Annotated in this window: 23 protein-coding genes; 4 read left to right on the top strand and 19 right to left on the bottom strand. The window is 55.7% G+C overall.

Annotated features, from left to right (window positions below; translation table 11 throughout):
• Nucleotides 1–44: 44 nt before the first annotated feature.
• Nucleotides 45–911, top strand: coding sequence for an excinuclease Cho (gene cho / locus AB182_RS10135; RefSeq protein ID WP_047369966.1), 867 nt, complete (start codon nucleotides 45–47; stop codon nucleotides 909–911).
• Here cho and ves read toward each other — a convergent pair.
• From ves to AB182_RS10040, 19 genes are all read right to left on the bottom strand, one after another.
• A complete protein-coding gene (gene ves / locus AB182_RS10130) occupies nucleotides 905–1462 on the bottom strand; it encodes an environmental stress-induced protein Ves (RefSeq protein WP_047369965.1) in 558 nt (185 codons plus the stop codon). The two genes, cho and ves, sit on opposite strands and share 7 nt — an antisense overlap.
• A 310-nt stretch (nucleotides 1463–1772) precedes the next feature.
• The gene (spy, locus tag AB182_RS10125; protein WP_047369964.1) at nucleotides 1773–2243 is read right to left on the bottom strand and encodes an ATP-independent periplasmic protein-refolding chaperone Spy; all 471 of its coding nucleotides are present in this window, start codon (nucleotides 2241–2243) and stop codon (nucleotides 1773–1775) included.
• 438 nt (nucleotides 2244–2681) lie between these two features.
• A complete protein-coding gene (locus tag AB182_RS10120) occupies nucleotides 2682–2912 on the bottom strand; it encodes a hypothetical protein (protein ID WP_047369963.1) in 231 nt (76 codons plus the stop codon).
• A 60-nt stretch (nucleotides 2913–2972) separates the two neighbouring features.
• Nucleotides 2973–3209: a hypothetical protein gene (locus AB182_RS10115; protein ID WP_047369962.1), complete on the bottom strand. Its 237-nt coding sequence runs from the start codon at nucleotides 3207–3209 to the stop codon at nucleotides 2973–2975.
• A gap of 217 nt (nucleotides 3210–3426) precedes the next feature.
• The gene (gene astE, locus AB182_RS10110) at nucleotides 3427–4392 is read right to left on the bottom strand and encodes a succinylglutamate desuccinylase (protein ID WP_047369961.1); all 966 of its coding nucleotides are present in this window, start codon (nucleotides 4390–4392) and stop codon (nucleotides 3427–3429) included.
• Between the two features lie 11 nt (nucleotides 4393–4403).
• The gene (gene astB, locus AB182_RS10105) at nucleotides 4404–5729 is read right to left on the bottom strand and encodes an N-succinylarginine dihydrolase (RefSeq protein WP_047369960.1); all 1326 of its coding nucleotides are present in this window, start codon (nucleotides 5727–5729) and stop codon (nucleotides 4404–4406) included.
• Complete coding sequence (gene astD, locus AB182_RS10100; protein ID WP_047369959.1) at nucleotides 5726–7204, bottom strand: succinylglutamate-semialdehyde dehydrogenase; 1479 nt, start codon at nucleotides 7202–7204, stop codon at nucleotides 5726–5728. Before astD ends, astB begins: the two co-directional genes overlap by 4 nt.
• On the bottom strand, nucleotides 7201–8235 hold the full coding sequence (gene astA / locus AB182_RS10095; RefSeq protein ID WP_047369958.1) for an arginine N-succinyltransferase: 1035 nt from the start codon (nucleotides 8233–8235) through the stop codon (nucleotides 7201–7203). Before astA ends, astD begins: the two co-directional genes overlap by 4 nt.
• Nucleotides 8232–9452 (bottom strand): succinylornithine/acetylornithine transaminase, encoded by a 1221-nt coding sequence (gene astC, locus AB182_RS10090; protein ID WP_047369957.1) that lies wholly within the window; start codon nucleotides 9450–9452, stop codon nucleotides 8232–8234. Before astC ends, astA begins: the two co-directional genes overlap by 4 nt.
• A gap of 402 nt (nucleotides 9453–9854) precedes the next feature.
• Nucleotides 9855–10940: an iron-containing alcohol dehydrogenase family protein gene (locus AB182_RS10085; RefSeq protein ID WP_047369956.1), complete on the bottom strand. Its 1086-nt coding sequence runs from the start codon at nucleotides 10938–10940 to the stop codon at nucleotides 9855–9857.
• Between the two features lie 40 nt (nucleotides 10941–10980).
• Nucleotides 10981–12129: an alpha-hydroxy acid oxidase gene (locus AB182_RS10080; RefSeq protein ID WP_047369955.1), complete on the bottom strand. Its 1149-nt coding sequence runs from the start codon at nucleotides 12127–12129 to the stop codon at nucleotides 10981–10983.
• Nucleotides 12126–13292, bottom strand: a complete 1167-nt coding sequence (gene hisC / locus AB182_RS10075) for a histidinol-phosphate transaminase (RefSeq protein WP_047369954.1) — start codon at nucleotides 13290–13292, stop codon at nucleotides 12126–12128. The genes AB182_RS10080 and hisC overlap by 4 nt, the downstream gene beginning before the upstream one ends.
• 56 nt (nucleotides 13293–13348) lie before the next feature.
• On the bottom strand, nucleotides 13349–15031 hold the full coding sequence (hutU, locus tag AB182_RS10070) for a urocanate hydratase (RefSeq protein ID WP_047369953.1): 1683 nt from the start codon (nucleotides 15029–15031) through the stop codon (nucleotides 13349–13351).
• A 42-nt stretch (nucleotides 15032–15073) separates the two neighbouring features.
• Nucleotides 15074–16624, bottom strand: coding sequence for a histidine ammonia-lyase (gene hutH, locus AB182_RS10065; protein WP_047369952.1), 1551 nt, complete (start codon nucleotides 16622–16624; stop codon nucleotides 15074–15076).
• A 116-nt stretch (nucleotides 16625–16740) separates the two neighbouring features.
• The gene (locus AB182_RS10060) at nucleotides 16741–17526 is read right to left on the bottom strand and encodes an ABC transporter ATP-binding protein (RefSeq protein ID WP_047369951.1); all 786 of its coding nucleotides are present in this window, start codon (nucleotides 17524–17526) and stop codon (nucleotides 16741–16743) included.
• The gene (locus AB182_RS10055) at nucleotides 17526–18407 is read right to left on the bottom strand and encodes an ABC transporter permease (RefSeq protein ID WP_047369950.1); all 882 of its coding nucleotides are present in this window, start codon (nucleotides 18405–18407) and stop codon (nucleotides 17526–17528) included. The genes AB182_RS10060 and AB182_RS10055 overlap by 1 nt, the downstream gene beginning before the upstream one ends.
• Before the next feature lie 11 nt (nucleotides 18408–18418).
• A complete protein-coding gene (locus AB182_RS10050) occupies nucleotides 18419–19402 on the bottom strand; it encodes an ABC transporter substrate-binding protein (protein WP_047369949.1) in 984 nt (327 codons plus the stop codon).
• 229 nt (nucleotides 19403–19631) lie between these two features.
• Entirely contained in the window at nucleotides 19632–20219 is a 588-nt protein-coding gene (locus AB182_RS10045) for a HutD/Ves family protein (protein WP_047369948.1), read from the bottom strand.
• Nucleotides 20216–21589, bottom strand: coding sequence for a formimidoylglutamate deiminase (locus AB182_RS10040; RefSeq protein WP_047369947.1), 1374 nt, complete (start codon nucleotides 21587–21589; stop codon nucleotides 20216–20218). Before AB182_RS10040 ends, AB182_RS10045 begins: the two co-directional genes overlap by 4 nt.
• Before the next feature lie 237 nt (nucleotides 21590–21826).
• Between AB182_RS10040 and hutC the strand changes: the two genes are divergently transcribed.
• From hutC to hutG, 3 genes are all read left to right on the top strand, one after another.
• Entirely contained in the window at nucleotides 21827–22618 is a 792-nt protein-coding gene (gene hutC, locus AB182_RS10035) for a histidine utilization repressor (RefSeq protein ID WP_047369946.1), read from the top strand.
• Between the two features lie 165 nt (nucleotides 22619–22783).
• Nucleotides 22784–24046: an imidazolonepropionase gene (gene hutI / locus AB182_RS10030; RefSeq protein ID WP_047369945.1), complete on the top strand. Its 1263-nt coding sequence runs from the start codon at nucleotides 22784–22786 to the stop codon at nucleotides 24044–24046.
• Nucleotides 24043–24861, top strand: coding sequence for an N-formylglutamate deformylase (gene hutG / locus AB182_RS10025; protein ID WP_047369944.1), 819 nt, complete (start codon nucleotides 24043–24045; stop codon nucleotides 24859–24861). The genes hutI and hutG overlap by 4 nt, the downstream gene beginning before the upstream one ends.
• Nucleotides 24862–24990 lie beyond the last annotated feature (129 nt).

Below are 24990 nucleotides of genomic sequence, written 5' to 3'. Positions count from 1 at the left end.
ACAGCCTGTTACACTGGATATCCAGACAGTATCAGGAGTCCGCAGTGAACAGGCGTCAATCCGCCCCGCGTCTTGAGTTTGAAGCGGCGGCTATTTATGAATATCCCGAGCATTTACGTCCATGGCTTGAAGCACTGCCAAAGCAGCCAGGCGTCTATTTTTTCCATGGCGAAAGCGACGCGATGCCGCTTTATATCGGTAAAAGCGTGAATATCCGCAGCCGGGTTCTTTCCCATTTGCGTACCCCCGACGAGGCCGCGATGCTTCGTCAGTCCCGGCGTATCACCTGGATATGTACCGCAGGCGAACTCGGCGCCCTGTTGCTTGAGGCGCGTCTGATAAAAGAGCAACAACCGCTTTTTAATAAACGCTTGCGTCGTAACCGCCAGCTTTGTTCGTTATCAATCAAAGGCGATAAACCACTGGTGGTCTACGCCCGCGAAGTGGATTTTTCCTCAGAAAGCGGCTTGTACGGCCTGTTTGCCAACCGTCGCGCCGCCCTACAAACATTGCAGTCCATCGCCGATGACGAAAAGCTCTGTTATGGTCTGCTTGGCCTGGAGTCATTAACCCGCGGTCGCGGCTGTTTCCGTTCGGCGTTACGCCGGTGTGCGGGCGCGTGTTGCGGTAAGGAGACAGTAGCCGAACATGATGGTCGTTTTCTGGCGGCAATGGAACGCATGCGCCTGGTGTGCTGGCCCTGGAATGGGCCGATTAGCTTGCAGGAAGTGGGGGAAACGATGACGCAATACCATATCATCCACAACTGGCTGTGGCTTGGGGCCGTCAACCATTTAGATGAGGCGGCAGAATTGCTCCGCACGCCCGCAGGGTTTGATCACGATGGCTATAAAATACTCTGCAAACCATTGCTGTCCGGAGAGTATCTGATTAGCGAATTCCCTCAGTGACCGGGAAGCCAGGTAATTTCACTAAAAAGCAACTGGCCTTCTGATTTGAGCAAGCGCAATGTCTGGCGACCTTCACTCCAGAAAGCGCCCTGATCGGCGGTAAGCAGCTTATCGCCAAGTTGCCATGCGCCACTCAGCACGAAGATCACGCCTCCCCGAGTACCAAAGGTTGTAAAAGTCCGGTCTGCAATACGCACTTTCGCACGGCAGCGATCGCGGCGAGTCATGATATTGAAATCCATCGACATCTGCCCGTCATGAAGTTGTACTTTTACCGGCTGTTCTCCGGCAAAGGTAAAAGGCTGGAATTTTTTCAACGTATGACAGAATTCATGGCCGCCATCCAGGGTAACTTCGCCACCTTCAATCAGTGTAATGACACGATCAACTCCCGGAAATTGCGGAAACTCGCCATTACTGGCCAGCGACGCGATACTTGCCCGCCAGCTGAAATCCCGCGTCGCCTCCGGAAAACAGCAAATTTCTCGGGTTTCGCCTGCACCATTACGCCAGAGATTTACCGGCATTTTGCGGATATCAAAGAATTCCATCATCACTCCTGAATGGCGCAGCCAGAGAACGCCGCGCCGCTGCTTCTAAAGGCAGCGTGTCATTATCATCCATCCTGCCATTAAAAGATTATCGGCAGCAAAGCAGGATGCCTTAGCAATACTGTTGCCAGCATGTAAAAAAATTAACGTAATGATACGCGGAAATTTTCTGTCAAAAACGAGCAGGTTGAGGATACCGTGATACAGGCGGCAGACAAGGGGGCAGGAAAGAAAAACCGCCAGTCCTGCCCACAACGTAAACACGTGCTATGAGCAAGACCGGCGGTCTTGATAGGGGTTGCTGAATCAATTATTCAGCAGGTTGAGGCATTTTACCTTCTGGCGCAGGACGTTCTGTCAGACGCTTCTCAAAATTGGCATTAAACTGTTTTTTCTGCTCCGGCGTCAGAACGTTGTAAATTTTGTTCTGCGTTTCCAGATGTGCCAGCATATGTCCTTTACGCTGCTCATCCATTTTGGCGATTTGCGCTTCCGCTTTCGCTTTATCGAAGGTGTCGCTGGCAATAATGTTGTGCATATCGCGGCGTTCTTGCTGCATTTGCTCATACTCGCCTTTCCTGATATCCCGGATCTGCTGTTTCTGCGCATCCGTCAGGTTCAGACCTTTGAACATCATGTCATGATGAGGTCCACGCGGGCCTTTATGGTGCATTAGCGGGCCGCCATCAGCCGGTGCAGCAGTGGTATCGGCAGCATGCGCCAGGTTAGCAGCGCCAAGAGCCAGGGTAGAGGCAACAAACAGAGCGGTGAGTTTACGCATAATATAGTTCCTTACTATTCATGTTTTCTTGCGGCGTATGCCGTGTTGACGATATTCACTTTAGCCTTTTCTTCGTCAATAAATCAGAGCATCAGTAAAACAATGAAAGTGTAAAAAACATTTTTACAGCAATTGTGGAGAAAATATGAATAAACGGTGGAGAGAGGCAAACGAAATATAATGGCAGGCAGTTTCACAGGTAATAATGGAGATTATATAAGGCGTGAGAATAATAACAAGTCAATGCAACAAGAATAATCTGTAATTCGTTATATACTTAGTTTACAAACCTGAGAAGGATAAAAAGTGCGCATAAAGGGATTGGCATGAGATAAAAAATGCACTCTTTTACTGGTATAGGAACTACTCCATTATTCAGCAAAAGAATGCGATTTTAACAGCATCACTTTATAACGAGGGAATTAAAACTCAACCTGATTATAAATGGATAACTTCAAGATTATAGCTATCCATGCCATAAGCAGTAATCTTTTCATTACTCAGATACAGGATGTCATACTGACCATAACGACAAATTATGTACTCTTCTGAAATAAATTTAACTTTTTCATAAATTTCTTTGATGTCAGATTTCAAAATTTCAATTTGAATCACCGGCATCGATTTGCGGAATGTCTCAACTGCGCCATCAAGTACTTTATTTTCCATGCCTTCAACATCGATTTTTACAAAACACACATTTTCAAAATTAAAATCGTCAATACGAACTTATTTAACGAATTCATTCGAAATACCACGTTGCTGTTGCAATTTTTCTTTCTGGCTGTTACCGAACTCGATGCTACCGAAGTTCATTTCTTTAGTGTAATCAAAGCGAGGAATTGGAATCGGAGTGTTGTCGTTACCGACGCAGGCATGATGTACAAACAGGTTTTGATAGCCATTAAGTACTGCGGATCCACACAGCATATAGGAAATGATACGTTGCGCTTCAAAGGCATGCACTACCCCCCCTTACCTTGCAGAAAAGAGGGGGGAAGTGCATATGAGCCACAAGGTCTTTCTGGCCAAACTATTTTGCAATTGATTAACCATTTCCTGCAATCTGAGGATTATATTCCGCAGAGTGCTAACGCCTGAGCAATCATCGCAAAGCGCGTTTAGCGATAAAAGCGCGCCCGACGTCCTGTCCGGGCGCGCTCTTTTTCGGATATCGTCAGCGCTAACTGATGCGTTCCAGCATCAACCCCGCACGTAACCCTACCGCAACCTTCGGATTAGGAAAGAGCACATATTCCTGATCGTGCTGGACAACGTAACGCTCACCACGATCTTCTGCCAACAGCGTACCCGCCGCAAACGGGGTGAAATTGAGCGTCTCATCCGACATATAAAGCACAAAGTCTTCACTGCGGCGTGTTAACTGCTGCACCACGCGATAGCGCAACGGTACGGTTTCTGCTTCGGGAACCACATCGCCGGAAAGCAACGCCGCCAGCGCCCAGCGAGTACGTTCAAACTGACTCAGATCATTTTCACCAAACGGTAGTGCTTTACCAAGCTCCAGCGTGCAGGAGTGGGCCTGGAACTGTTCACAGGTGTAGTGGGTAAAGGTTCCCGCAGGCGATTGATGGAAGACCAACGCCTCCAGTCCGGCATCGCCGAGCCACTTGAGGAAAATTTCATCCCAGGGTTCAGTCCGCGCAGGGAGTACGCCAAAACGCACATGATATGAACCACGTATCGCCGTGTGCAGGTCAAGGTGCCAGCGTTCTTCGTCGTCCTCCGCATAGAAATGGGTGACGGCCCGTTCCAGTTGCGCGGCGCGGATCGTCTCATCACTGGCCGGAAAACCTTGCCATCGTGCGCCAAACAGGCGGTTGAGATCGTTACGCAAAAAACGTTTATTCTGCCCCAGCGCCTGCGGGTTACCGATAATGATCAGCAGGCGCCAGCTCAACGCCAGCGTCCCGTTTAATAGCTGTTTTAACAGCCCATCCAGCATCTCCACCGGTGCGGTTTCATTGCCGTGAATGGCACAGGAAAGCACCAGAGAGCGCTTTACTGGCTTTGGGGGCAGCAGCTCCAGTACGCCCTGTTCATGCCATAACCAGTGGATCGCACCTGCTTCCCCTGCCATCCTGCGGGGCATTTCACCTGACAGCGTCATTGCGAGAAAATTGTCCATACGGCCTCCTGTCACTGCTGGAAGGGATAAACGGAACCTAATCTCAACATTTGCGTCAACGTATCCAGTGCTTCCCGGCTCTCCCGTAATAGCATCGGATCGGCCAGATCGGCCTGTGTTAACCTGTCACGATAATAACGCTCAATCCACTCATTTAGTGCGCGGAACAGCACATCATTCATCATAACTGCCGGATTCACCGCCTGTGCCTCGTCATCTTTCAGGACGACGCGTAGCCGTAAACACGCCGGGCCGCCGCCGTTAGACATACTTTCGCGTAGATCAAACACCTTGATTTCGCTGATGGGATTGTCCTGCTCCAGCAGCGCGGTTAAATAGCGCCAGACGCCCGCATGCTCGCGAGATTCCTGCGGCAGTATTAGCACCATGCTGCCATCTTCGCGGCTCAACAACTGGCTATTGAACAGATAGGTTTCCACCGCGTCGCTGACAGAGACCTCGGCGTCCGGAACCTCCAGCGCCATAAATCCCGGTACCCGCGCACGAAGCTGACTAAACAGCGCCTGTTGATGCAAAAACGCCTGCTCATGGCAGAAAAGCACCTGCCGATTTGATACCGCAATAACGTCATTATGGAACACGCCCTGATCGATTACCGCGGGATTTTGCTGGGCGAAGATAACCTGCCGCGGGCAGACCTGATTAAGCCGCGCCACCGCCTGGCTGGCTTCCAGTGTCTGGCGGGCAGGATAGCGTCCGGGGGCGGCGTTACTGCCCTCTTCACGGCCATAAACAAACAACTGAACCCCCTGCTCGCCGTAGTCGCCACCAAGACGATTATGGTTAGCTGCCCCTTCATCGCCAAACATGGCCACCTGTGGCAACGCCGGATGCACGGCAAACATACGCTCATCGCGGAAGATGGCTTTCAGCACGGCTTCGGTGGTCGGTGCTTCGATGGCGCGGTGAAATTTATTATTCAGGTTAGCCACTGTCAGATGCACCCGCCCGTCGAGCGCATCGGCTGAAGGACAGACCGTCGCCGCGTTCGCCACCCACATGGATGATGCAGAGCTGACAGCAGAAAGTAAGTGAGGTGAATGCGTTGCAGCTTTCTCAATCACCTGCTCATCACTTCCGCTAAACCCGAGCTGGCGCAGAACAAGCACGTTCGGCCTTTCCTGCGGAGGGATCACTGCCTGCGGAAAACCGGCATCCGCCAGCGCTTTCATCTTTAACAGCCCCTGCTTTGCCGCCAGCTTCGGGTTAGAGACCCGGTGACGGTGTTTCGTCGACGCCTCATTGCCAAACGACAGTCCGGCATAATGGTGTGTCAGGCCTACCAGGCCATCAAAGTTAAATTCCCGCGCTTTCATCGCGTCGCCTCCCGGCTGAAATCAAGCCCAGGGCTGAGTGATTGCGGCAGGACAAGCTCTGCCGATTCGAGACTGGCCATAGGCCAGGCGCAATAATCGGCGGCATACCAGGCGCTGGGGCGATGGTTGCCTGAGGCGCCCACGCCGCCAAAAGGCGCAGTACTCGCAGCACCGGTGAGCGGTTTATTCCAGTTGACGATCCCGGCACGCGCCTCCAGCAGCAACTGGTCAAATTGTTCACGGTCCGGTGAAATCAACCCACAGGCCAACCCGTAACGGGTATTGTTTGCCAGCGCGATGGCTTCATTAAAGTTGTCATAGCGCCAGACACAGAGTAACGGACCAAAAACCTCTTCATCCGGTACATTCTGCGCATCCGACATCTCAACAATGCCGGGGCTCAGCAGCGATGTTCCGGCCTGCAGTAGATGCGGCTCAAGTAAGGTTTTGCCGCCACGTTCAACGTGCTCCTGCCAGGCCTGCCGGACATGCTGTGCCGCCTGTTCTGAAATGAGCCCGCCGAAGAAAGGCTGCGGATCCGCATCCCACGCCGCAGGCATCAGGCGCGAGGAGACCTCCACCAGACGGCGTAAAAAAGCATCCCCCGCCTCGCCCCGTTTCACCAGCAGACGACGCGCGCAGGTACAACGCTGCCCGGCGGTGATAAACGCCGATTGAATGGTCAGATGCACGGCGGCGTCCAGATCCGCCGGGTCTTCAACAATCAGCGGATTGTTGCCGCCCATTTCAAGGGCAAGGATCTTCTCCGGCTGCCCGGCCAACTGGCGATGCAGTTGAAAACCGGTACTGGCGCTGCCGGTAAACAGCAGGCCGTCAATGCCCTCAAGCGAACTTAACGCCTGACCGGTCTCCCGTCCTCCCTGCACCAGGTTCAGCACGCCAGGCGGCAGACCTGCCTGTTCCCAGAGTTTAACTACTGCCTCGCCGGTCAACGGCGTTAACTCGCTGGGTTTGAAAATCAGGGTATTACCCGCCAGCAAGGCCGGAATAATATGCCCGTTGGGGAGATGACCGGGGAAATTGTAGGGGCCAAATACCGCCAGAACGCCATGTGGACGGTGGCGCAATGTTGCAGCCCCGTCTGGCATCTCGGTGTGCTGCGTGCCGGTGCGCGCGTGGTACGCTTTTACCGAAATGGTGGCTTTATTGATCATCGCCGTGATTTCAGTGGTCGCTTCCCAGCGCGGCTTACCCGTTTCACGAGCGATAATCTCAGCTAATGCGGTTTTGTTGGCTTCCAGCAGTGTGGCGAATTTTTCGACAATCGCCTGGCGCTGCGTCATCGTGAGCCTGGCCCAGGCCGGAAACGCAGCCCGCGCCGCTTCGCAGGCGAGCCCGACCTGAGAAGCGGCGGCGTCATTACCCTGCCACACGGTTTCGTTACTGACCGGGTTCTTTTTGATGCGTCGGGCACCCAGACCCGCAATCCACTCGCCATTAATCCATTGATTCATGATTTTTTATCCTCTGCGCACAGGCGTACCAGGCGCACTTTGTCGCCCGGATGACATTTGAGTGCATCAAGTTGTGCAGCGCTCAGTACCAACCGCTCCGTTGCCGGGTCGGCATAGATAAGCATGGCTCTGAATTGATGATATTGCTCGTTGGCCACCATACAGGCAGGCCATTCCCCCGGCGCAGGCTGGCCTTCCGCCACCTCAACCAGACGACTTTTACGGATTGCGCGAACGCGGTCAATGTCGCACTCAAGCGTTGGCCCGCCGTCGAAAATATCGACATAGTTACAGTAGCGGAAGCCTTCTTTCTCCAGTACCGCGCGAGCTGGCGCTGTGTGTGGATGGACCTGGCCAATCACCGCTTGCGCCTCGGATGAGAGAAAATCGGTGTAAATCGGGTGCTTGGGCATCAGTACGGCGATAAATGCTTTCTGCCCGGTGCCGCACAGGTAATCCGCACGGGCGAACTCCATAGAAAAGAAGCGTTTGCCAAGGCTCTCCCAGAAGGGCGAATAACCGGTCTCGTCGATGACCCCACGCATCTCCGCGACCACTTTCTCATTAAAACGGTCGCGGAAAGCGGCCATAAACATAAAACGCGATTTAGAAAGCAGATACCCGTTGCCCTCTTTGCGCCATGCCGGGTCGAGAAATAGGGTGCAAAGCTCGCTGCTGCCCGTATGGTCATTGCTGAGGAACAACGTGGGCAGCGCGTTATAAACGTTAAGCTCTTTTGAAGCATGGACCAGCGTGCCAACGCGGTAATTATACCAGGGGTCATTAAGCCCCACAGCGACCTCAATGGCGCAGATCCCGGCCACTTCGCCGGTTTCAACCACTTCAAGGACAAACACATAGCCCTGCTCGCTTTTCGCCAGCTCACCGCGCCAGGTTTTCAGGGCACGCTCAATGCGCGCTGAGAGCGTAGCTTCATCCGCAGGCAGCGAGGTCAACCCGCCGCCTGTTTTTCCTGCCAGCGCCATCAACGCCGGAAGATCGTCATGCTCAACAGGACGGATCACCATCATGATGGACACCCCGCAACGAATTTATCGCAGGCGATACCAAAGCGCGCCAGCCCGCGAGAGACCTCATCTTCGCTAATATTGAGCGCAGGTGCGAAACGCACCACGTTTGCCCCGGCAATCAGCACCATGACGCCTTCTGTGGCCGCCAGTTGCGAAATCTGTTTCGCTTTTCCGGCGTACTCAGCGTTGAGTTCACAGCCAATCAATAGCCCCAGACCACGAACTTCACGGAACAGACCGCAGCGGGCATTAATGGCCTGCAATTGTTCGTTAAACCATTGGTGGCGCTGTTTCACGCCATCCAGCGTCTGCCGGGTATTGACAATATCCAGCACCGCGCCGGCGACTGCAGAAGCAAGTGGGTTACCGCCGTAGGTCGTACCGTGGGTGCCAACGGTCATCACGCGGGCATATTTTTCCCGGGCCAGCATCGCCGCCACCGGAAAACCGCCGCCCAGCGCTTTGGCGGTGGTCAGCACATCAGGTGTTACGCCATAGTGCATATACGCATATAGTTCGCCGGTACGCCCGACGCCCGTTTGTACCTCATCGAAAATCAGCAGCGCATTATGGCGATCGCATAGCTCACGCAAACCCTGTAAGAACGCAGTAGTGGCAGGCACCACGCCCCCTTCCCCCTGCATGGGCTCGACAATGACCGCGCAGGTATCGTCATTGATGAGCGCACTGGCAGCTGCCAGGTCGTTGTACTGTGCATGCGCAATATCCGGCGGTAACGGTGCAAAATCCTGCGAATAGGCTGGCTGGCCGCCGGCGCTTACGGTAAACAGCGTGCGGCCATGGAAAGCATTTTTGAACGCTACAATGCCCGTTTTCTTACCGCCAAAGGCATCGTGGGCATATTTGCGCGCCAGTTTCAGCGCCGCTTCATTGGCTTCCGCCCCGGAGTTGCAGAAGAAGACTTTTTCGGCAAACGTGGCGTCGATTAAGCGTTTTGCCAGACGTAATACCGGCTCATTGGTATAGCCGTTTCCGGTGTGCCAGAAGCGCGACGCCTGCTCGCTTAACGCTTTGCATAACGCCGGGTGTGCATGCCCCAGTGCGTTAACGGCAATGCCGCCTGCAAAGTCGATGTACTCTTTATCGTCTTGATCCCAAAGGCGAGAACCCTCGCCACGGACCGGAATGAAAGGCGCTGGCGCGTACACTGGCATCATCCATTCATCAAAGTTTTCACGTGTAATTGACTGCGACATAGCGACCTCATCCGGTAAATAATTGGTTGAATATATGTTAAAAAATATGAGTATTTACGCTGTAAATGTATATTGCACAGGACGTGCCAGCCAGCGTTCAAAATGCATAAACGCGGCCTGACAACGAAATATCAATAAGTTAAAACCCGTCGCTATTCACTTAAATTGCATAAAAAGTGAATAATATTAGATGAAGTCTGGATAGCGGAGAGAAAATCAGAAAGATTATGCATGGATAAAATATAATTCTGAATCTGTGATCGTCTGCGAAATTTATCGGTTAATCCTGCGACAATTTGGGGCATTACGCACTGTTATGGGGCGCCACACCTGTTCAACAGAATGAAAAAAGCTGGCATCGCTGCCAGCCCTTTGGGTGATATGACCAGGCCAACCGTCAAGTCAGACGACTGCCGCCATCGCTTCAACGCGGGCAATGGCCTGATAAAGAGCGTGGGCGGTGATGTTATCCGGCATATTTTGCATATCCGGCGCATGCAATGACATTTGCACAATCTCTTCAAGCTCGCTGGCATCAAGCGCTGCAATATCACTCAGACGTAGCGGTATTGCGCAGGCATGCGCCAGGCGCACCGCCTCAAGCAATTCCGCATCACTGCGATTTTCCAGCGCCAGCAGACACAGGTTGCCAAAACCCACCAGAAGCCCGTGACCAAATTCGCGGGTTTTATCACAGACCGTAAAGCCTTCATAAATCGCATGGGCGGCCGCGGCATGAGCACCGCTGCTCATCATCGAGGTCAGTCCGGCAAACATAAAGATGGCATCCAGCACCTGTTCCAGCGCGGCACTGGGTTTCCCTGCCCTTACGGCGTCACAGGCAGCAGGGCCGTGGGCCTGAATAAGGTCATAGCAGATACGGCTGTTGGCGCTGGAAGCCTGCGCGACGCCGCTGTGATTCTGATGCTGCGTGCTGATTGCGCGAAATTCATACCATTTTGCCAACGTGTCGCCAAGGCCCGCCGCAAGCCAGCGTAACGGCGCGGTGGCCAGAATTTCGCTATCGATAATCACGGCAGCGGGCGCCTGGGCTAAGGGGAACAGATCGCGAAAATGGCCATTGGCATGATAACGGATGGTCAATGGCGTCACGGCCGCACAGGTTGCGGCAATGGTCGGAATAGTGACAATCGGCACATGTCTCTGTACCGCCACGGCTTTACTGGTATCAAGCGCTTTCCCGCCGCCGACGCCTATCACCATCTCCGCCCCCGTCACCTCGACCTCTCGGGCCAGACGCTCAATATTCTCTTCAGTGCATTCACCGCCAAACCATTGCAGGCCTACCAGTTCAATCCCGGAGGCCGCCAGTTGATGGCGAATCTGCGTATCCACGGCTGCCAACCCGGCATGACCGCCAATGACCAGCGCGCGCTTGCCCAACGCGGCGCATATCTCGCCAAGGCGGGTGATAACGCCTGCGCCACGTAAAATTTGCGCCGGGAAGATGATGTTCAGTGCCTGCATAAATGACTCTCCGTGATGAACAAACCTGCCTCCTTACTTGTCAGGATTGAGGTCGCAGTAAATGTGGCCCTAACCGGGCAATAGACGTGCATCCCAGCTGTGCGAGGGTGCGGTCAACTTCCTGCAAAATCAGCGCCAGCGCCTGCTTCGCCCCGGCCTCACCGTCAGCCGCCACGCCATAAAGCATGGGCCGCCCGAGCAAAACGCCGTTCGCCCCCAACGCCAGCGCTTTCACCACGTCAGTGCCACGGCGAAAACCGCTATCGATAAGAATCGTTGCGTCCGGGCCGCAGCGATGACGGATCTCAGGTAACACTTCCATCGCACTCACTGACCCGTCAAGTTGTCGCCCGCCGTGGTTCGAGAGCACAATGCCATCAATACCTGCCGCAAAGGCCCGCGTTGCGTCATCCGGCGCGAGAATACCTTTAATCAACATTGGCCCTGACCACTGGCTACGGATCCAAGTCAGCGTCTCCCAGCTCAGGCGCGTGTCCATCTGCGCGGCAAAGTAGCTGGCGCCCCCGGCCCCCCGCCGCTTATCCGCCGGGATATAAGGGGTTAAATTGCCAAATCCCGGTACACCCGCAGGCCGAATGGTGCGCCATACCCAGGCGGGATGTAACGCGATATCAAACAGACTGGGGAGAGAGAGCTTCATGGGACGGCGGTAATTGCGCTTATCCTTTTCGCGATTGCCGAAATGCACCGCATCAACGGAGACCACCAGCGTGGTGCAGCCTGCCGCTTTTGCGCGTTCAAGCAGCCCCGTGGTGACCGTCCGGTCTTTGAGCACATACAGCTGAAACCAGTGTTGGGGCAGGTGTTCATCCGCAATTTCCTCAATCGGTGCGGTCGACACGGTACTCTGGATATAGCCAATACCGGCATCTCTGGCGGTACGCGCTAACATCGCATCGGCGCCATAACGCAACATGCCGTTATAACCCGTCGGCGCAATCAGCAGCGGTGCCGCCAGTTTTTGACCACAAAGGGTAACCGAGAGATCGCGTTCGCTCGCGTCGTTCAGCACCGGCGGAATAAAGCGCCAGCGGGCAAAGACACGGCGGTTATCGCGTAATGTTTGCTCATCATCCGCGCCGCCTTCCAGATAACTAAAAGCAAAACGGGGTAGCGCGCGTTTGGCTCGCTGGCGTAGTTCTTCAATGTTCAGTGCCAACCGTTTCACACCGCCCCCTGCGCAAGGATCGCTTTCAGGGCGTCGATAAACTGCTGGTTATCCTCTTCGTTGCCCATCGACACCCGGATCCAGTGCTCATAGCCTGGCTCCCGCCACGGCTTGATAATGACGCCATAGCGCAATAAATGCTGTGCCATTTCGCCGCTGGGGCGTCCACAGTCAAAGAAGAGAAAATTGGCGTGTGAGGGCGCCACGTAAAATCCCAGACGCCTGAGTTCGGCGGCCACACGCTCCCGCTGCGCGTTCACCAGGGCAACGCTCGCCTTCACATGCGCCTGGTCGCCTAACGCTGCCACCGCCGCCGCTTGCGCCGCGCGATTAATATTAAATGGCGTACGTACGCGGTTGAGCAAGTTGACGAGTTCAGGGTGACTGGCTAAGCCATAGCCCACACGCAGGCCCGCCAGACCCCAGGCTTTCGAAAAAGTACGCAGCACAATCCACGGGCGCCGCTGCGCGGCCAGTACTGCCAGGCTATCGGGGTAATCCGGGTTCTCATGGCAATATTCGAAATAGGCTTCATCAATGACCAGCACACATTCCTGCGGCGCGGCGGCAATGATGCGGGCAAAACCGTCTTTGTCGAGCATGCACCCCACCGGGTTTGACGGATTGCTAAAAATGACCATTTTCGCCGGCGTGGAGAGCGCCTGCTCCCAGGCCGCAATGTCGAACTGTTGTCGTTGATCAACCCCCACCAGGGTCACGTCTGCCCCCATCATGCGCGGGAAGATCTCGTGCAGGCCAAACGACGGGATCAGCGTGACAACGCGATCACCAGGGTTAAGAAAAGCCAGCGCCAGCATATGCAGGATATCTTCTGAACCATTGCCTGTGACAATATTGTCGGCGCTTATGCCGGTATAGTCCGCCAGCACATCGCGCAACCGGGCGCTGGCGGCATCGGAATAGACCGCGCTGAAATCAGCATCTGCCTGTAATGCTGATACCACCTGCGGGCTGGCGCCCAACGGGTTTTCATTACTGGCCAGTTTGGCGATATGGGTTACGCCATATTTCTGCCGCACAGCCTCTGCCGACAGGCCCGCGTTATACAGACCCAGGCTGCGTGTCGTGGGGCGAGCAAGATTGTTGAGTGTCTGTTGTTGTTGCGCAAAGAGTGGATCGGAAACCGCGACATCGAACGTCATTACGTATCCCTCAGGAAAAGCCGGATGAGCGCGAGCCGCCCATCCGGCGCTGATGATCAAAGCATCGGTAAGTTCAGGTGATTACGCTCGGCGCACTCCTGCGCCTGTTCATAGCCCGCATCCGCGTGGCGCATCACGCCCGTGGCCGGATCATTCCACAGCACCCGTGCCAGACGTTCATCCGCCTCTTTGCTGCCGTCACAGACAATGACCATCCCGGCGTGCTGAGAAAAGCCCATTCCCACGCCGCCACCATGGTGCAGACTGACCCAGGTTGCGCCGCCAGCGGTATTGAGCAACGCGTTGAGCAGCGGCCAGTCAGAGACTGCATCAGAACCGTCTTTCATCGCTTCCGTTTCACGGTTTGGCGAGGCCACAGAGCCGGTATCCAGATGGTCACGGCCAATGACAATTGGCGCTTTTAACTCGCCATTACGCACCATCTCGTTAAAGGCCAGCCCGGCAAGATGACGCTCCCCCAGGCCAAGCCAGCAGATACGCGCAGGCAGCCCCTGGAAGGCAATACGTTCACGCGCCATATCCAACCAGTTGATCAGATTGGCGTTATCCGGGAAGAGCTCTTTCAGTTTGGCGTCGGTTTTGTAGATATCTTCCGGGTCCCCAGAGAGCGCCACCCAACGGAAGGGGCCTTTGCCCTCACAGAAAAGCGGACGAATATAAGCAGGAACGAAGCCCGGGAAATCAAAGGCATTGGTCACCCCTTCCTCTTTGGCAACCTGGCGAATATTGTTGCCGTAATCGACGGTCGGGATCCCCATGGCGTGAAAATCGAGCATCGCCTGTACATGCTTCGCCATCGACGCGCGAGCCGCTTTCACCACTGATTGCGGGTCGGACTGGCGTGCCTGCTGCCATTGTTCCAGGCTCCAGCCCTCCGGCAGATAACCGTTGAGCGGATCGTGCGCCGAGGTCTGATCGGTGACAATGTCCGGGCGCAGGCCGCCTGCTTTCGCCCGTGCCGCCAGTTGGGGCATCAGCTCGGCGGCGTTGCCCAGCAGGCCAACAGAGATGGCTTTGTTCTCGGCGCAGGCTTTTTCAATCATCGTCAGGGCGTCGTCCAGGCTGCGGGTTTTGTAGTCGAGATAGCGCGTGCGCAGACGGAAATCGATGCGAGACTCCTGACATTCAATCGCCAGCACGCATGCGCCTGCCAGAACTCCCGCCAGCGGCTGGGCACCGCCCATGCCGCCAAGCCCGGCGGTTAAAATCCACTTGCCGCGCAGGTTGCCGTTGTAATGCTGGCGACCGGCTTCGGCGAAGGTTTCGTAAGTGCCCTGCACAATGCCCTGCGCACCAATGTATATCCATGAACCGGCCGTCATCTGGCCGTACATCATCAGACCGGCTTTATCCAGTTCATGGAAGTGTTCCCAGTTCGCCCAGTGAGGAACGATGTTGGAGTTGGCAATCAACACGCGCGGGGCGTTGCTGTGGGTGCGAAAAACGCCGACCGGTTTTCCCGACTGTACCAGCAGCGTTTCGTCTTCCCGCAGATTGCGCAGACTCTCAAGGATCGCCTCAAAGGCCGGCCAGTTGCGAGCTGCTTTGCCGATGCCGCCATAAACCACCAGATCTTCCGGGCGCTCGGCGACATCCGGATCGAGGTTGTTCTGAATCATGCGATAGGCTGCTTCAATCAACCAGTTCTGGCAGCTCAGTTCGGTCCCCTGGGGAGCGCGGACAACGCGGGCTTCGGCATTTTTGTGTGGCGCATTCATGTTCACTTCCTTCTCTAAATTTGAATTTTTTGCACAGCGGTATCAGGCGAAGCTCGGCAACAGCGCTTCGATTTCTGCGGGCCAGTGTTCGCGGGACGCCCACAGACGCATCATTTCGACGTCCGGCGCCATCAGGCGATCCTTTTCAAGAAACGCGACGTTCTGGCGAATGGCGTTCATTTCGTTTTCCAGCGTTTTTGAGCTTTGCAGCGGACGATGGAAATCCACCCCTTGCGCGGCCGCCATCGCTTCAATGCCAACCACAACGCTGGTGTTGAAACACATATCCCCCAGACGGCGCGCGGCGTAGGTCGCCATTGAGACATGGTCTTCCTGATTCGCAGAGGTGGGCAGGCTGTCGACGCTGCCTGGATGGGCCAGCGATTTGTTTTCCGAGGCCAGCGCGGCGGCGGTAACCTGGGCAATCATAAAGCCGGAGTTCACACCGCCGTCACGCACCAGAAATGGCGGCAAACCGGATAACCCTGTATCCAACAACAGGGCCATACGACGCTCCGAGATGGCGCCAGTCTCAGCGACCGCCAGCGCAATAATGTCGGCGGCGAAGGCCACCGGTTCGGCGTGGAAATTACCACCGGAAATCACATCGCCGTTTTCGGCAAAGACCAGTGGATTATCTGAAGCGGCATTGGCTTCGATGCGCAAGATGCGTGCGGCATGGTGCAAGTTATCAAGACATGCGCCCATCACCTGAGGCACGCAGCGAATGGAATACGGATCCTGTACGCGGCCACATGTCGCATGGGAGGTCACAATGTCGCTCCCGGCGAGAATTTTGTTCAGCGCGGCCGCCACGGCAATCTGCCCTTGCTGTCCGCGGGCTTCATGAATACGCGGGTCGAGCGGTTTAACGGAACCTTTGATGGCTTCCAGCGACAGCGCGCCGGCCACCAGCCCGGCGGAAAAGACGCGTTCGGCTTCAAACAGCCCCGACAGCGCGAGGGAGGTCGACACCTGAGTGCCGTTAAGCAGCGCCAGCCCCTCTTTCGGCCCGAGTTCAAACGGGCGTATCCCCGCACTTGCCAGACCTTCCACCGCAGGCATTGTGTTGCCCTGCACCGTCACCATGCCTTCACCAATCAGCATAAGCGACAGGTGCGCCAGCGGGGCTAAATCGCCGGATGCCCCTACCGAACCTTTTTCCGGAATGCAGGGATAGACCCCGGCATTGAAGAGCGTAATCAGGGCGTCAATCACGTCAATGCGAATGCCGGAATGGCCACGCGAAAGACTGAGGATCTTCGTTGCCATCACCAGGCGCACAATGTTATCCGCCAGATTTTTACCCGTCCCCACACTGTGCGACAACACCAGATTGCGCTGTAATTCCGCCAGGCGTTCGGCCGGAATACGGGTCTGCGCCAGTTTGCCAAACCCGGTATTGATGCCGTACACCACGTCCCCCGATGCCACAATGCGGGTAACCGTCTCCTGAGAGGCCAGCACATCGGCACGGGCCTCTTCCGCCAGCGCGAGATGAACGTTGCCCTGATAAATCTGGCGCAGCATGGGCAGGTCTACATGGCCTGGCTGCAGGCGGCAAAGGGTGAAACCGGAGGATGAAGGAGCCATAATCTATTCCTGTATATACAAGTAGAGCTGAAAATATACCCGGTCAGGACTCGGCCCACCGGGTGCTTACGCACAACCTGACAAAAAAGTGGCAACACGACGCAAAAAATAACCGATCAATGATCCATGGTCTGCATCGTTTCGGTACGAATTTCTTCCGTTATCCGCGCCTTGAGCGTCATAAACTCCGGTGACGTCTTTAACGTGTAATCACGCGGGTGCGGAAAATTCACCGCCACTTCGGTTTTGATTCTCCCTGGGCGGGCGCTGAAAATCGCCACTTTATTGGCCATAAAAATGGCTTCATCAATATCGTGGGTCACAAACAGAACCGTTTTTCGCGAGGACTCCCATATCGACAGCAGTAGCTCCTGCATCATCACACGCGTCTGGTTGTCGAGCGCGCCAAAGGGTTCATCCATCAGCAGAATTTTCGGGTCATTGGCCAGCGCACGGGCAATAGCCGTACGTTGCTGCATGCCGCCTGACAGTTGACGTGGGAAGTGATGCTCAAACCCACGCAAACCGACCTTATTAATAAAGTAGTCGCTGCGCTCCTTTTGCGCCGCTTTACTCACGCCTCGCTCCTGTAAACCGAAGCGGATATTTTGCTCAACGGTGAGCCAGGGAAAAAGCGTATAGCTCTGGAATACCATGCCGCGGTCCGCGCCGGGGCCGTCAACGAGTTCCCCATCCAGCCAGACTTCACCACTCGTGGGCTGATCCAGCCCGGCGACAATGCGCAGAAGCGTCGATTTCCCGCAGCCGGAAGGGCCGAGGATGGTAATAAAATCGTTCTCATTGACCTGATAATCCACCGGCAACAGGGCCTGGGTTTTTTCACCTTTCGGGCCACTGAAGACACGCTCCACCTGGCGAACACTCAGCTTCGGATAGTTCATTACAGAGAACTCCATACAAACAGGCGGCGGTTAACCGCTTTAAACAACAGGTCGGAGAGCAATCCGATACAGCCAATGACGATAATGCCGAAGATCATCTGCCCGGTGTTGAGTAGCGCCTGGCTGTTGACAATCATATGGCCTATCCCGCTGGATGAACCGATAAGCTCCGCCACAATGACATAGGTCCAGGCCCAGCCGAGCACCAGACGTAAAAGCTCGGCGATTTCTGGCGCCGCACCGGGAATAATCACCCGACGCACCACGCTTTTATTGGTCGCCCCCAGGGTGTAGGCCGCCTCAACCAGATCGCGACGCGCAGCCCCTACGGCGACAGCCACCATCAGGGTTATCTGGAAGAAAGAGCCAATAAAAATCACCAGGATCTTCTGCATTTCACCAATACCGGCCCACAGGATCAGCAGAGGCACAAACGCGGAAGCAGGCAGATAGCGACAAAATGAGACAAACGGCTCGAAGAAGGCTTCGATAAGTTTGTATGAACCCATCCAGATACCCAGCGGCACGGCAATAACGCAGGCCAGGATAAACCCGCCCAGTACACGCATTACTGTCATACCGATATCCGTGGTGAAATCGAAATCGGTAAACAGCAACACCCCTTCCTGTAGCATACTGGCTGGGCTTGCGAGGAAGGTCGGAGCAACCAGGCCGGTAAAGGTCACCAGCGCCCATAAGGCGAAAAACAGCACAAAGAAGCAGAAACCCAGAAACCAGCGGTGCCGTGGCGCAACGGGGCGTAATGGCACCATCATCGGGTTATGCCAGACCTTTTTGCTTGCCGGCAGAGGTGCCGGCTCGCGTAAGTCTGTCGTGGTCTTGCTGGCGTAGTCCGCGGCCTGACTGACAGGACTGTTCATATCGTGGTCCTTCATGGCTGAGTAACGTACTTCGCGTCATACAACGTGTTGATGTCCGGCGTTTTACGCAGAATTTTCATCTCCGTGAGCAGACGTGCCGCCTCATTGGTGAAGCTCACGATTTCGCCGCTAAAGAATTTTTTGTTCGCATCGCGATCCTGCCAGCGCAGATAGCTGGACTCTTCGGCAAACTGTTTACCGGTCTCTTTCACCGCCGCGCCCATGATTTCATTGGCTTTATCCGGGTCAGCTTTGATCATATCCAGTGCTTCGAAGTAGCTATTGACCAGCGCCTGGGCCGCTTTCGGGTTTTTATCCAGCCAGGAAGGCGTGCAGCCGAGGGTATCCATGACCATAGGATAGTCGAGCGTGGTGGTCAGGATTTTGCCCTTATCCGGACTCTGGCGAATGTTGGAGAGATAGGGTTCGTAGGTCACGGCGGCATCGTTCTGCCCGGCAATAAACGCATGTGCGGCGGCGTCCGGCCCTAAGGTCGCAAGCTTGACGTCTTTCATCGTCATGCCGTTTTTATCGAGGATCCACGCCAGCAGAAAATAAGATGAGGTGCCGGGGGCATCGACGCTGATGGTTTTGCCTTTCAAATCCGCGACGCTATTGATACCGCTGCGCACTGCGATACCGTCCGCGCCGTACGATTTATCCAGTTGCACGATTTGCTTAATCGGCACACCGCTGGCATTCCAGGTGAGATAGGTTTCTACCGTGGTCGCCGCGCACTGCAGCGAGCCGGAGGCAATCGCCAGATGACGGGATTGCTGCGGGACCATTTTCAGGGTCACATCAAGACCGTTCTTTTTGAAAATGCCCGCTTTGTCAGCCAGGGTCAGCGGCGCAAAGCCGGTCCAGCCGGAAATCCCGATCGCCACTGGCGTATCCGCCGCCAGCGCTGTGTTAGCCACACCACCTAACGCGACTGCCAGACCTAACAGAGATAATGAACGCTTTAGTACAGTCCTGGAAATCATGTTGCTCATCTGCCACTCCTGCCAAATTACCTGTCTCGGGGAATGCCTGCGCAGCAAATTGCCACCGGCGAATGACGCTACTGTATATTCTTGTCTATACAATTAAGCCGAGAAAGATAAAGCAAGCTTTGTGCCAGTCCGGAAGTACGCCCGTATCGTTGCTTTCGCCCACGGTCCGTGGGCCTGAAGAATCAAAGTAGTGCGCCCGGCGCGCCATTTCAGTGCAGCCTGCCCCGGGTTAGTCCGTGACCGCAGCCCACAACAGCAAGCGACATCCAGGTTGCGATTGTGCCAGCGGCGAAATCGTCCATTGCGCCTGTGCTTGCCCGTCGCTTGTTGACCACCAGAAACCCTCGCCTGTGCCAAAATGGGTGCCGTCCGGCAGTTGCCAGTCGCCCTCAATGGCATACAACACTCCACCTTTCTCCGCAGTGATTGTCCCGCGCTCACGCAGGGCGACCACCCGGGAGGCGCAGGTCGTGCGGCGCGTCATCAGGTTGAAATCCATCGTCGTACCGCCCAGGAGATGTGCGCTCAGAGAGAGATCGCCACTGAAAGGAAACGGTGCGCCGACGGTGCTCAGGCGGTGGTTAAGCTGCCCACCATCTGACAGATTCACGCCCTCTCCGCTCAGTAACGTTATCGAACGGTCAATCCCCGGGAAGGCGGAAAACGGGCCATCGGCAGCGATAGTGGCAATACTGGCGCGCCAGTCAAATTCCGGCGCCCCCTGCGGCCAACTGACGATCTCGCGGGTTTCTCCCCCACCATTGCGCCAGCGACTCACCGGCAATCTGCCGAGGGAAAACGGATGCCAGTTGTTCATGCGCTCTCCTGAGAAAGCTGTTGCAGCAGTTGCAGAAAATCTGACGCTGCAGCCTGTTGCTGCGGATGAACCCCATCGACAACGCGCGCAACGCCGCCAACATAAACATCGCGAATCTGACCAACATGCCCCGCAAATAGCCAGCGGTTAAGCAACGCGTTGTCGGTGGCCGCAGCCAGATAAGGGTCCTGATTGTCGAGCACCAGCCAGTCGGCGCGATAACCGACCGAGAGTTGCCCCACCGGCACGCCGCAAGCCTGCGCGCCACCGGATAACGCCTGCAGGTAAAGTACATCCCCTACCCGCGTTTGCTCCTGCGCAATCAGTCGATTACGCCGCTGGTCACGCAGACGCTGACCATATTCCAGCCAGCGTAACTCTTCCACTACGTTGAGCGAGACATGGCTGTCTGAGCCAATGCCCCAGCGTCCTTCCTGTGCCAGATAGTCAACGCCCGGGAAAATACCGTCGCCAAGATTCGCTTCGGTGGTCGGGCACAGGCCGGCAACCGCACCGCTGTGCGCCATTTTCGTCACTTCGTAGGCATCCGCGTGGGTGGCATGAATCAGGCACCAGCGAGCATTGATATCCAGATGGTCATACAACCAACTGATGGGGCGCTGACCGCTCCAGTTCAGACAGTCGTTGACCTCTTTTTGCTGCTCGGCGATATGAATATGCACCGGGAGCGTCGGGTCGCTGGCTTTCAGCACCTGGTACATTTGTTCCGGAGTGACCGCACGCAGGGAATGGAAACACAGCCCCAGGTTTTGCAGCGCGTTGCCGTTAATTTGCCGTTGAATCACCGCCTGCTGCTGTAAATAACTGTCGACATCCTGAATAAAGCGTTGTTGCCCCGCCTGTGCAGGCTGTCCGCCAAACCCGGCATAGCTGTATAGCACCGGCAGGAGTGTCAGGCCAATCCCCGCGTCCCTGGCTGCGGCGCTCAGGTGAGCGGTCATCTCACCGCGATCGGCATAGGGCTTGCCGCTAATGTCATTATGCAGATAGTGGAATTCAGCGACCTGGGTATAGCCGCCTTTGAGCATCTCAATATAGAGCTGGCGGGCAATCACACCGACCTGTTCCGGGGTCAGACGCTGCACCATGCGATACATAAGTTCCCGCCAGGTCCAGAAGCTGTCCTGCGGGTCGCCCGCCACCTCCGCAAGCCCGGCCATAACGCGCTGAAAGGCATGAGAATGCAGGTTTGGCATCCCTGGCACCACCGGGCCGGAAAGAGGGATACTCTCATGGGAAGAGGCTTCCGGCGTGATGGCGGTCAGCATGCCGAGTTCATCAACCTCCAGTCGGACATTGTGCGCCCAACCCGTAGCAAGCAAGACACGTGGAGCAAAATATGCAGGCATAACAACGTTCCTGAGAAGGGGAAAGCAAAGCCTGCACACCTTTGCGCAGGCTACTGCCAAACCTTTGACCAATTTGTCTATACATATACATATGCCTGAATTGGCTGTAAACTTGCAGCGTGTTTTTTTTACTATTTTTCGTTTTTCGGCCACCTGTGCTGATCCCCTGCGTGGTGGAGATAGCCGGGCGTTGTGAAAACGTTCCTGATACCTGTGGATCTTTTGAGAGGTAAGAAAATGTCGGAGCCTTCACCGAACGGTGTAGCACAACACGGCGTGACCCGGCAGGCACTGTCTGAGCTTGCCGCCGCCATGAGTGATACCCCTGCCCCGATTTATCAGCGCGTGAAGCAGGCAATCATCGGCCAGATTCGCTCTGGCGCCTGGAAGCCCCATCAACGTATTCCATCAGAAAGCGAACTGGTCAATGAGATTGGCGTAAGCCGCATGACCATTAACCGTGCGCTGCGTGAACTGACCAGCGAAGGTTTTCTTATCCGCATGCAGGGTGTCGGCACCTTCGTGGCAGAAGCAAAGGCCTACACGCCAATGCTGGAAGTGCATAATATTGCTGATGAAATCGCCCAGCGTGGCCATCATCACGACAGTAAAATTCTGGTGTGCGAAGCCCGCGAGGCCGATGCCGATCAAGCCATGCAATTAGGGATCGCGCCCGGCGACACCCTGTTCTATTCGCAGATCGTCCATTACGAAAACAATGTGCCGGTGCAAATCGAAGACCGTTACGTTAACCCGGCCGCCGCGCCGGATTATCTGCGCCAGGTTTTCAACAAACAGATGCCTTACACCTATCTGATGGAAATATCGCCGTTGACGGCAGGTGAACATCGGGTAGAAGCGGTCAGCGCCAGCGACGAGCAGCGCGAATTACTGCAACTGGCAGAACATGAACCCTGCCTGCTTATCCACCGCCGTACCTGGAGCGGCAGCCGCATCGTTACCTCTGCCCGCCTGGTTTACCCGGGCTCGCGCTACCAGCTGTTTGGCCGTTTCACCAGCCACGGCTAATTTCCGCGTTACCGATAGCGGCTTTGTGGTCGCTATCGCGTTCCTGAATATGTAAGCCAGCCAGCAATAAGAAAAAACTCTTTCTGCTCGCCTTGCCGCGTTTTCGGTTATGCGTTAGGTTGACTTTAATTGTCTATACAAGATAAATCCAACCCGGAGTGTGTCATGTCGTTAACCGACCCTTTGCCGTTTTCCACGACACCACCAGCCCGTTGCGATAGCGTATGGCGTGGCGCCACGCTGGTAACGATGCAAGACGGACACTATAACCTGATAGAAAACGGCGCTATCGTCGTGGCTGACGGGAAAATCGTCTGGCTCGGCCCGGTTGCTGATTGCCCTCTTTTTCCCGACGCCGAACAGCATGAGTTTGCCGGCGGGATCATTACGCCCGGCTTTGTTGATTGCCATACTCATCTGGTCTTTGGCGGCAATCGCAGCGGCGAGTTTGAGCAGCGGCTTAATGGCGTAAGTTATGCGGAGATCGCGGCAAGCGGCGGTGGAATAATCTCCACGGTTAACGCCACCCGTGAGGCTACAGAAGAGGAGTTGATCGAATCGGCGCTATTCCGGCTGCGCCCGCTGTTAGCCGAAGGCGTCACCTGTGTTGAGATAAAATCGGGTTATGGGCTTTCTATCGACAGCGAACTGAAAATGCTTCGGGTGATCCGCACCTTAGCGACGCGGCTTGCGGTGGAGGTTAAATCCACCTGTCTTGCCGCGCATGCGCTCCCTCCCGAATATAAAAACCGGCCCGATGAGTATATCCGCCTGATTTGCGACACCCTGCTGCCGATTGTCGCCCGGGAAAACCTGGCCGATGCTGTCGACGCGTTTTGCGAGCATCTGGCGTTCTCCCCGGCCCAGGTTGAGCAGGTGTTCAACGCCGCAAAAGCCCTGGGCCTGCCGGTGAAATTGCATGCGGAGCAGCTCTCTTCACTGCACGGCAGTGCGCTTGCAGCCCGCCATGGCGCCCTGTCAGCCGATCACCTGGAATATGCCACCGAAGACGATGCCATCGCCATGGCGGCCGGCGGGACCGTTGCCGTATTGTTGCCCGGTGCGTTCTATTTATTGCGCGAAAAACAGCAGCCGCCGGTGGCCTTCTTCCGCCAGCATAAGGTGCCAATGGCGCTGGCGAGCGATGCTAACCCCGGCACCTCCCCGGTGCTCTCGCTGCGCCTGATGCTGAACATGGGCTGCACGCTGTTTGGCCTGACACCGGAAGAAGCGCTGGCCGGAGTAACCTGCCACGGCGCTCGCGCGCTCGGTTTGCAGGACACTCACGGCACGCTGGCACCGGGCAAGGCGGCTGATTTTATCCACTGGCCGCTCTCGCGACCGGCTGAGCTGGTCTACTGGCTGGGCGGAGAGCTGCCCTGCACGGTGGTCTATCGCGGAAACGTTCGAGGAAACCATTATCTATGAGTCTTTCACCCATCACCGTCCCCTATGAATTCACGGCGGGCACATCGCCGCTGCTGATCAGTATTCCCCACGCAGGAATACGCCTGACGCCTGAGGTCGCAGAAGGCCTCAGCGAGGCGGCACAGCCGCTGGGTGATACGGACTGGCACATTCCACGCCTGTATGATTTTGCCCGGGCGCTAGGGGCCAGTGTGCTGGTCGGGAATTATTCCCGTTTTGTTATCGACCTGAACCGGCCCTCTGACGACAAACCGCTCTACACCACGGCAACGACGGGCCTTTATCCGGACACCCTGTTTGATGGTCGTGACACGTTTAAGCCCGGCAAGATACCGACCGACGCCCGGCGTCAGGATTATCTGGCGCAAATCTGGCAGCCGTATCATCAGCGGATTCAGTCCGAACTTGCCCGGATTAAGCAGCAGTTTGGTTATGCGCTGCTCTTTGATGCGCACTCCATTGCGTCGGTTATCCCGCGGTTGTTTGACGGACAGTTACCCGATTTAAACCTCGGCACCAATAACGGCGCCAGTTGCTCGCCCGAATTAAGTGAAGTGCTGACGGGCATTTGCCAGCAACAGTCGCGGTTCAGCCATGTGCTTAACGGGCGTTTCAAAGGGGGTTATATCACCCGAGCGTATGGCCAACCCGATGCCGATATCCACGCCGTGCAGCTTGAACTGGCGCAGGTGAACTATATGGATGAAACGCCCCCTTATGCCTGGTCTGAAACCCGGGCCCCTGCCTTGCAGTCCTTATTGCAACAATTACTGGAAGGGATGCTGGCATGGGGGAGCGAACAGTATCGCAAGTAAGGCGTGAAAAGGCTGACGTGTGTAAGTTCAGCGTAACAATGGCATGGGGGCGATGTTTGCTTTAATAAATGCATTGCCCCCTTTCCAGGCCAGGACCGCAGCCCAATCCCATAGCCATTCTTCTTCATT

This window comes from Phytobacter ursingii, from assembly GCF_001022135.1.
Classification (GTDB): Bacteria; Pseudomonadota; Gammaproteobacteria; order Enterobacterales; family Enterobacteriaceae; genus Phytobacter; species Phytobacter ursingii.
Note: the sequence above shows the minus strand (reverse complement) of the source record. Positions and strands in the feature narration are given on the sequence as shown.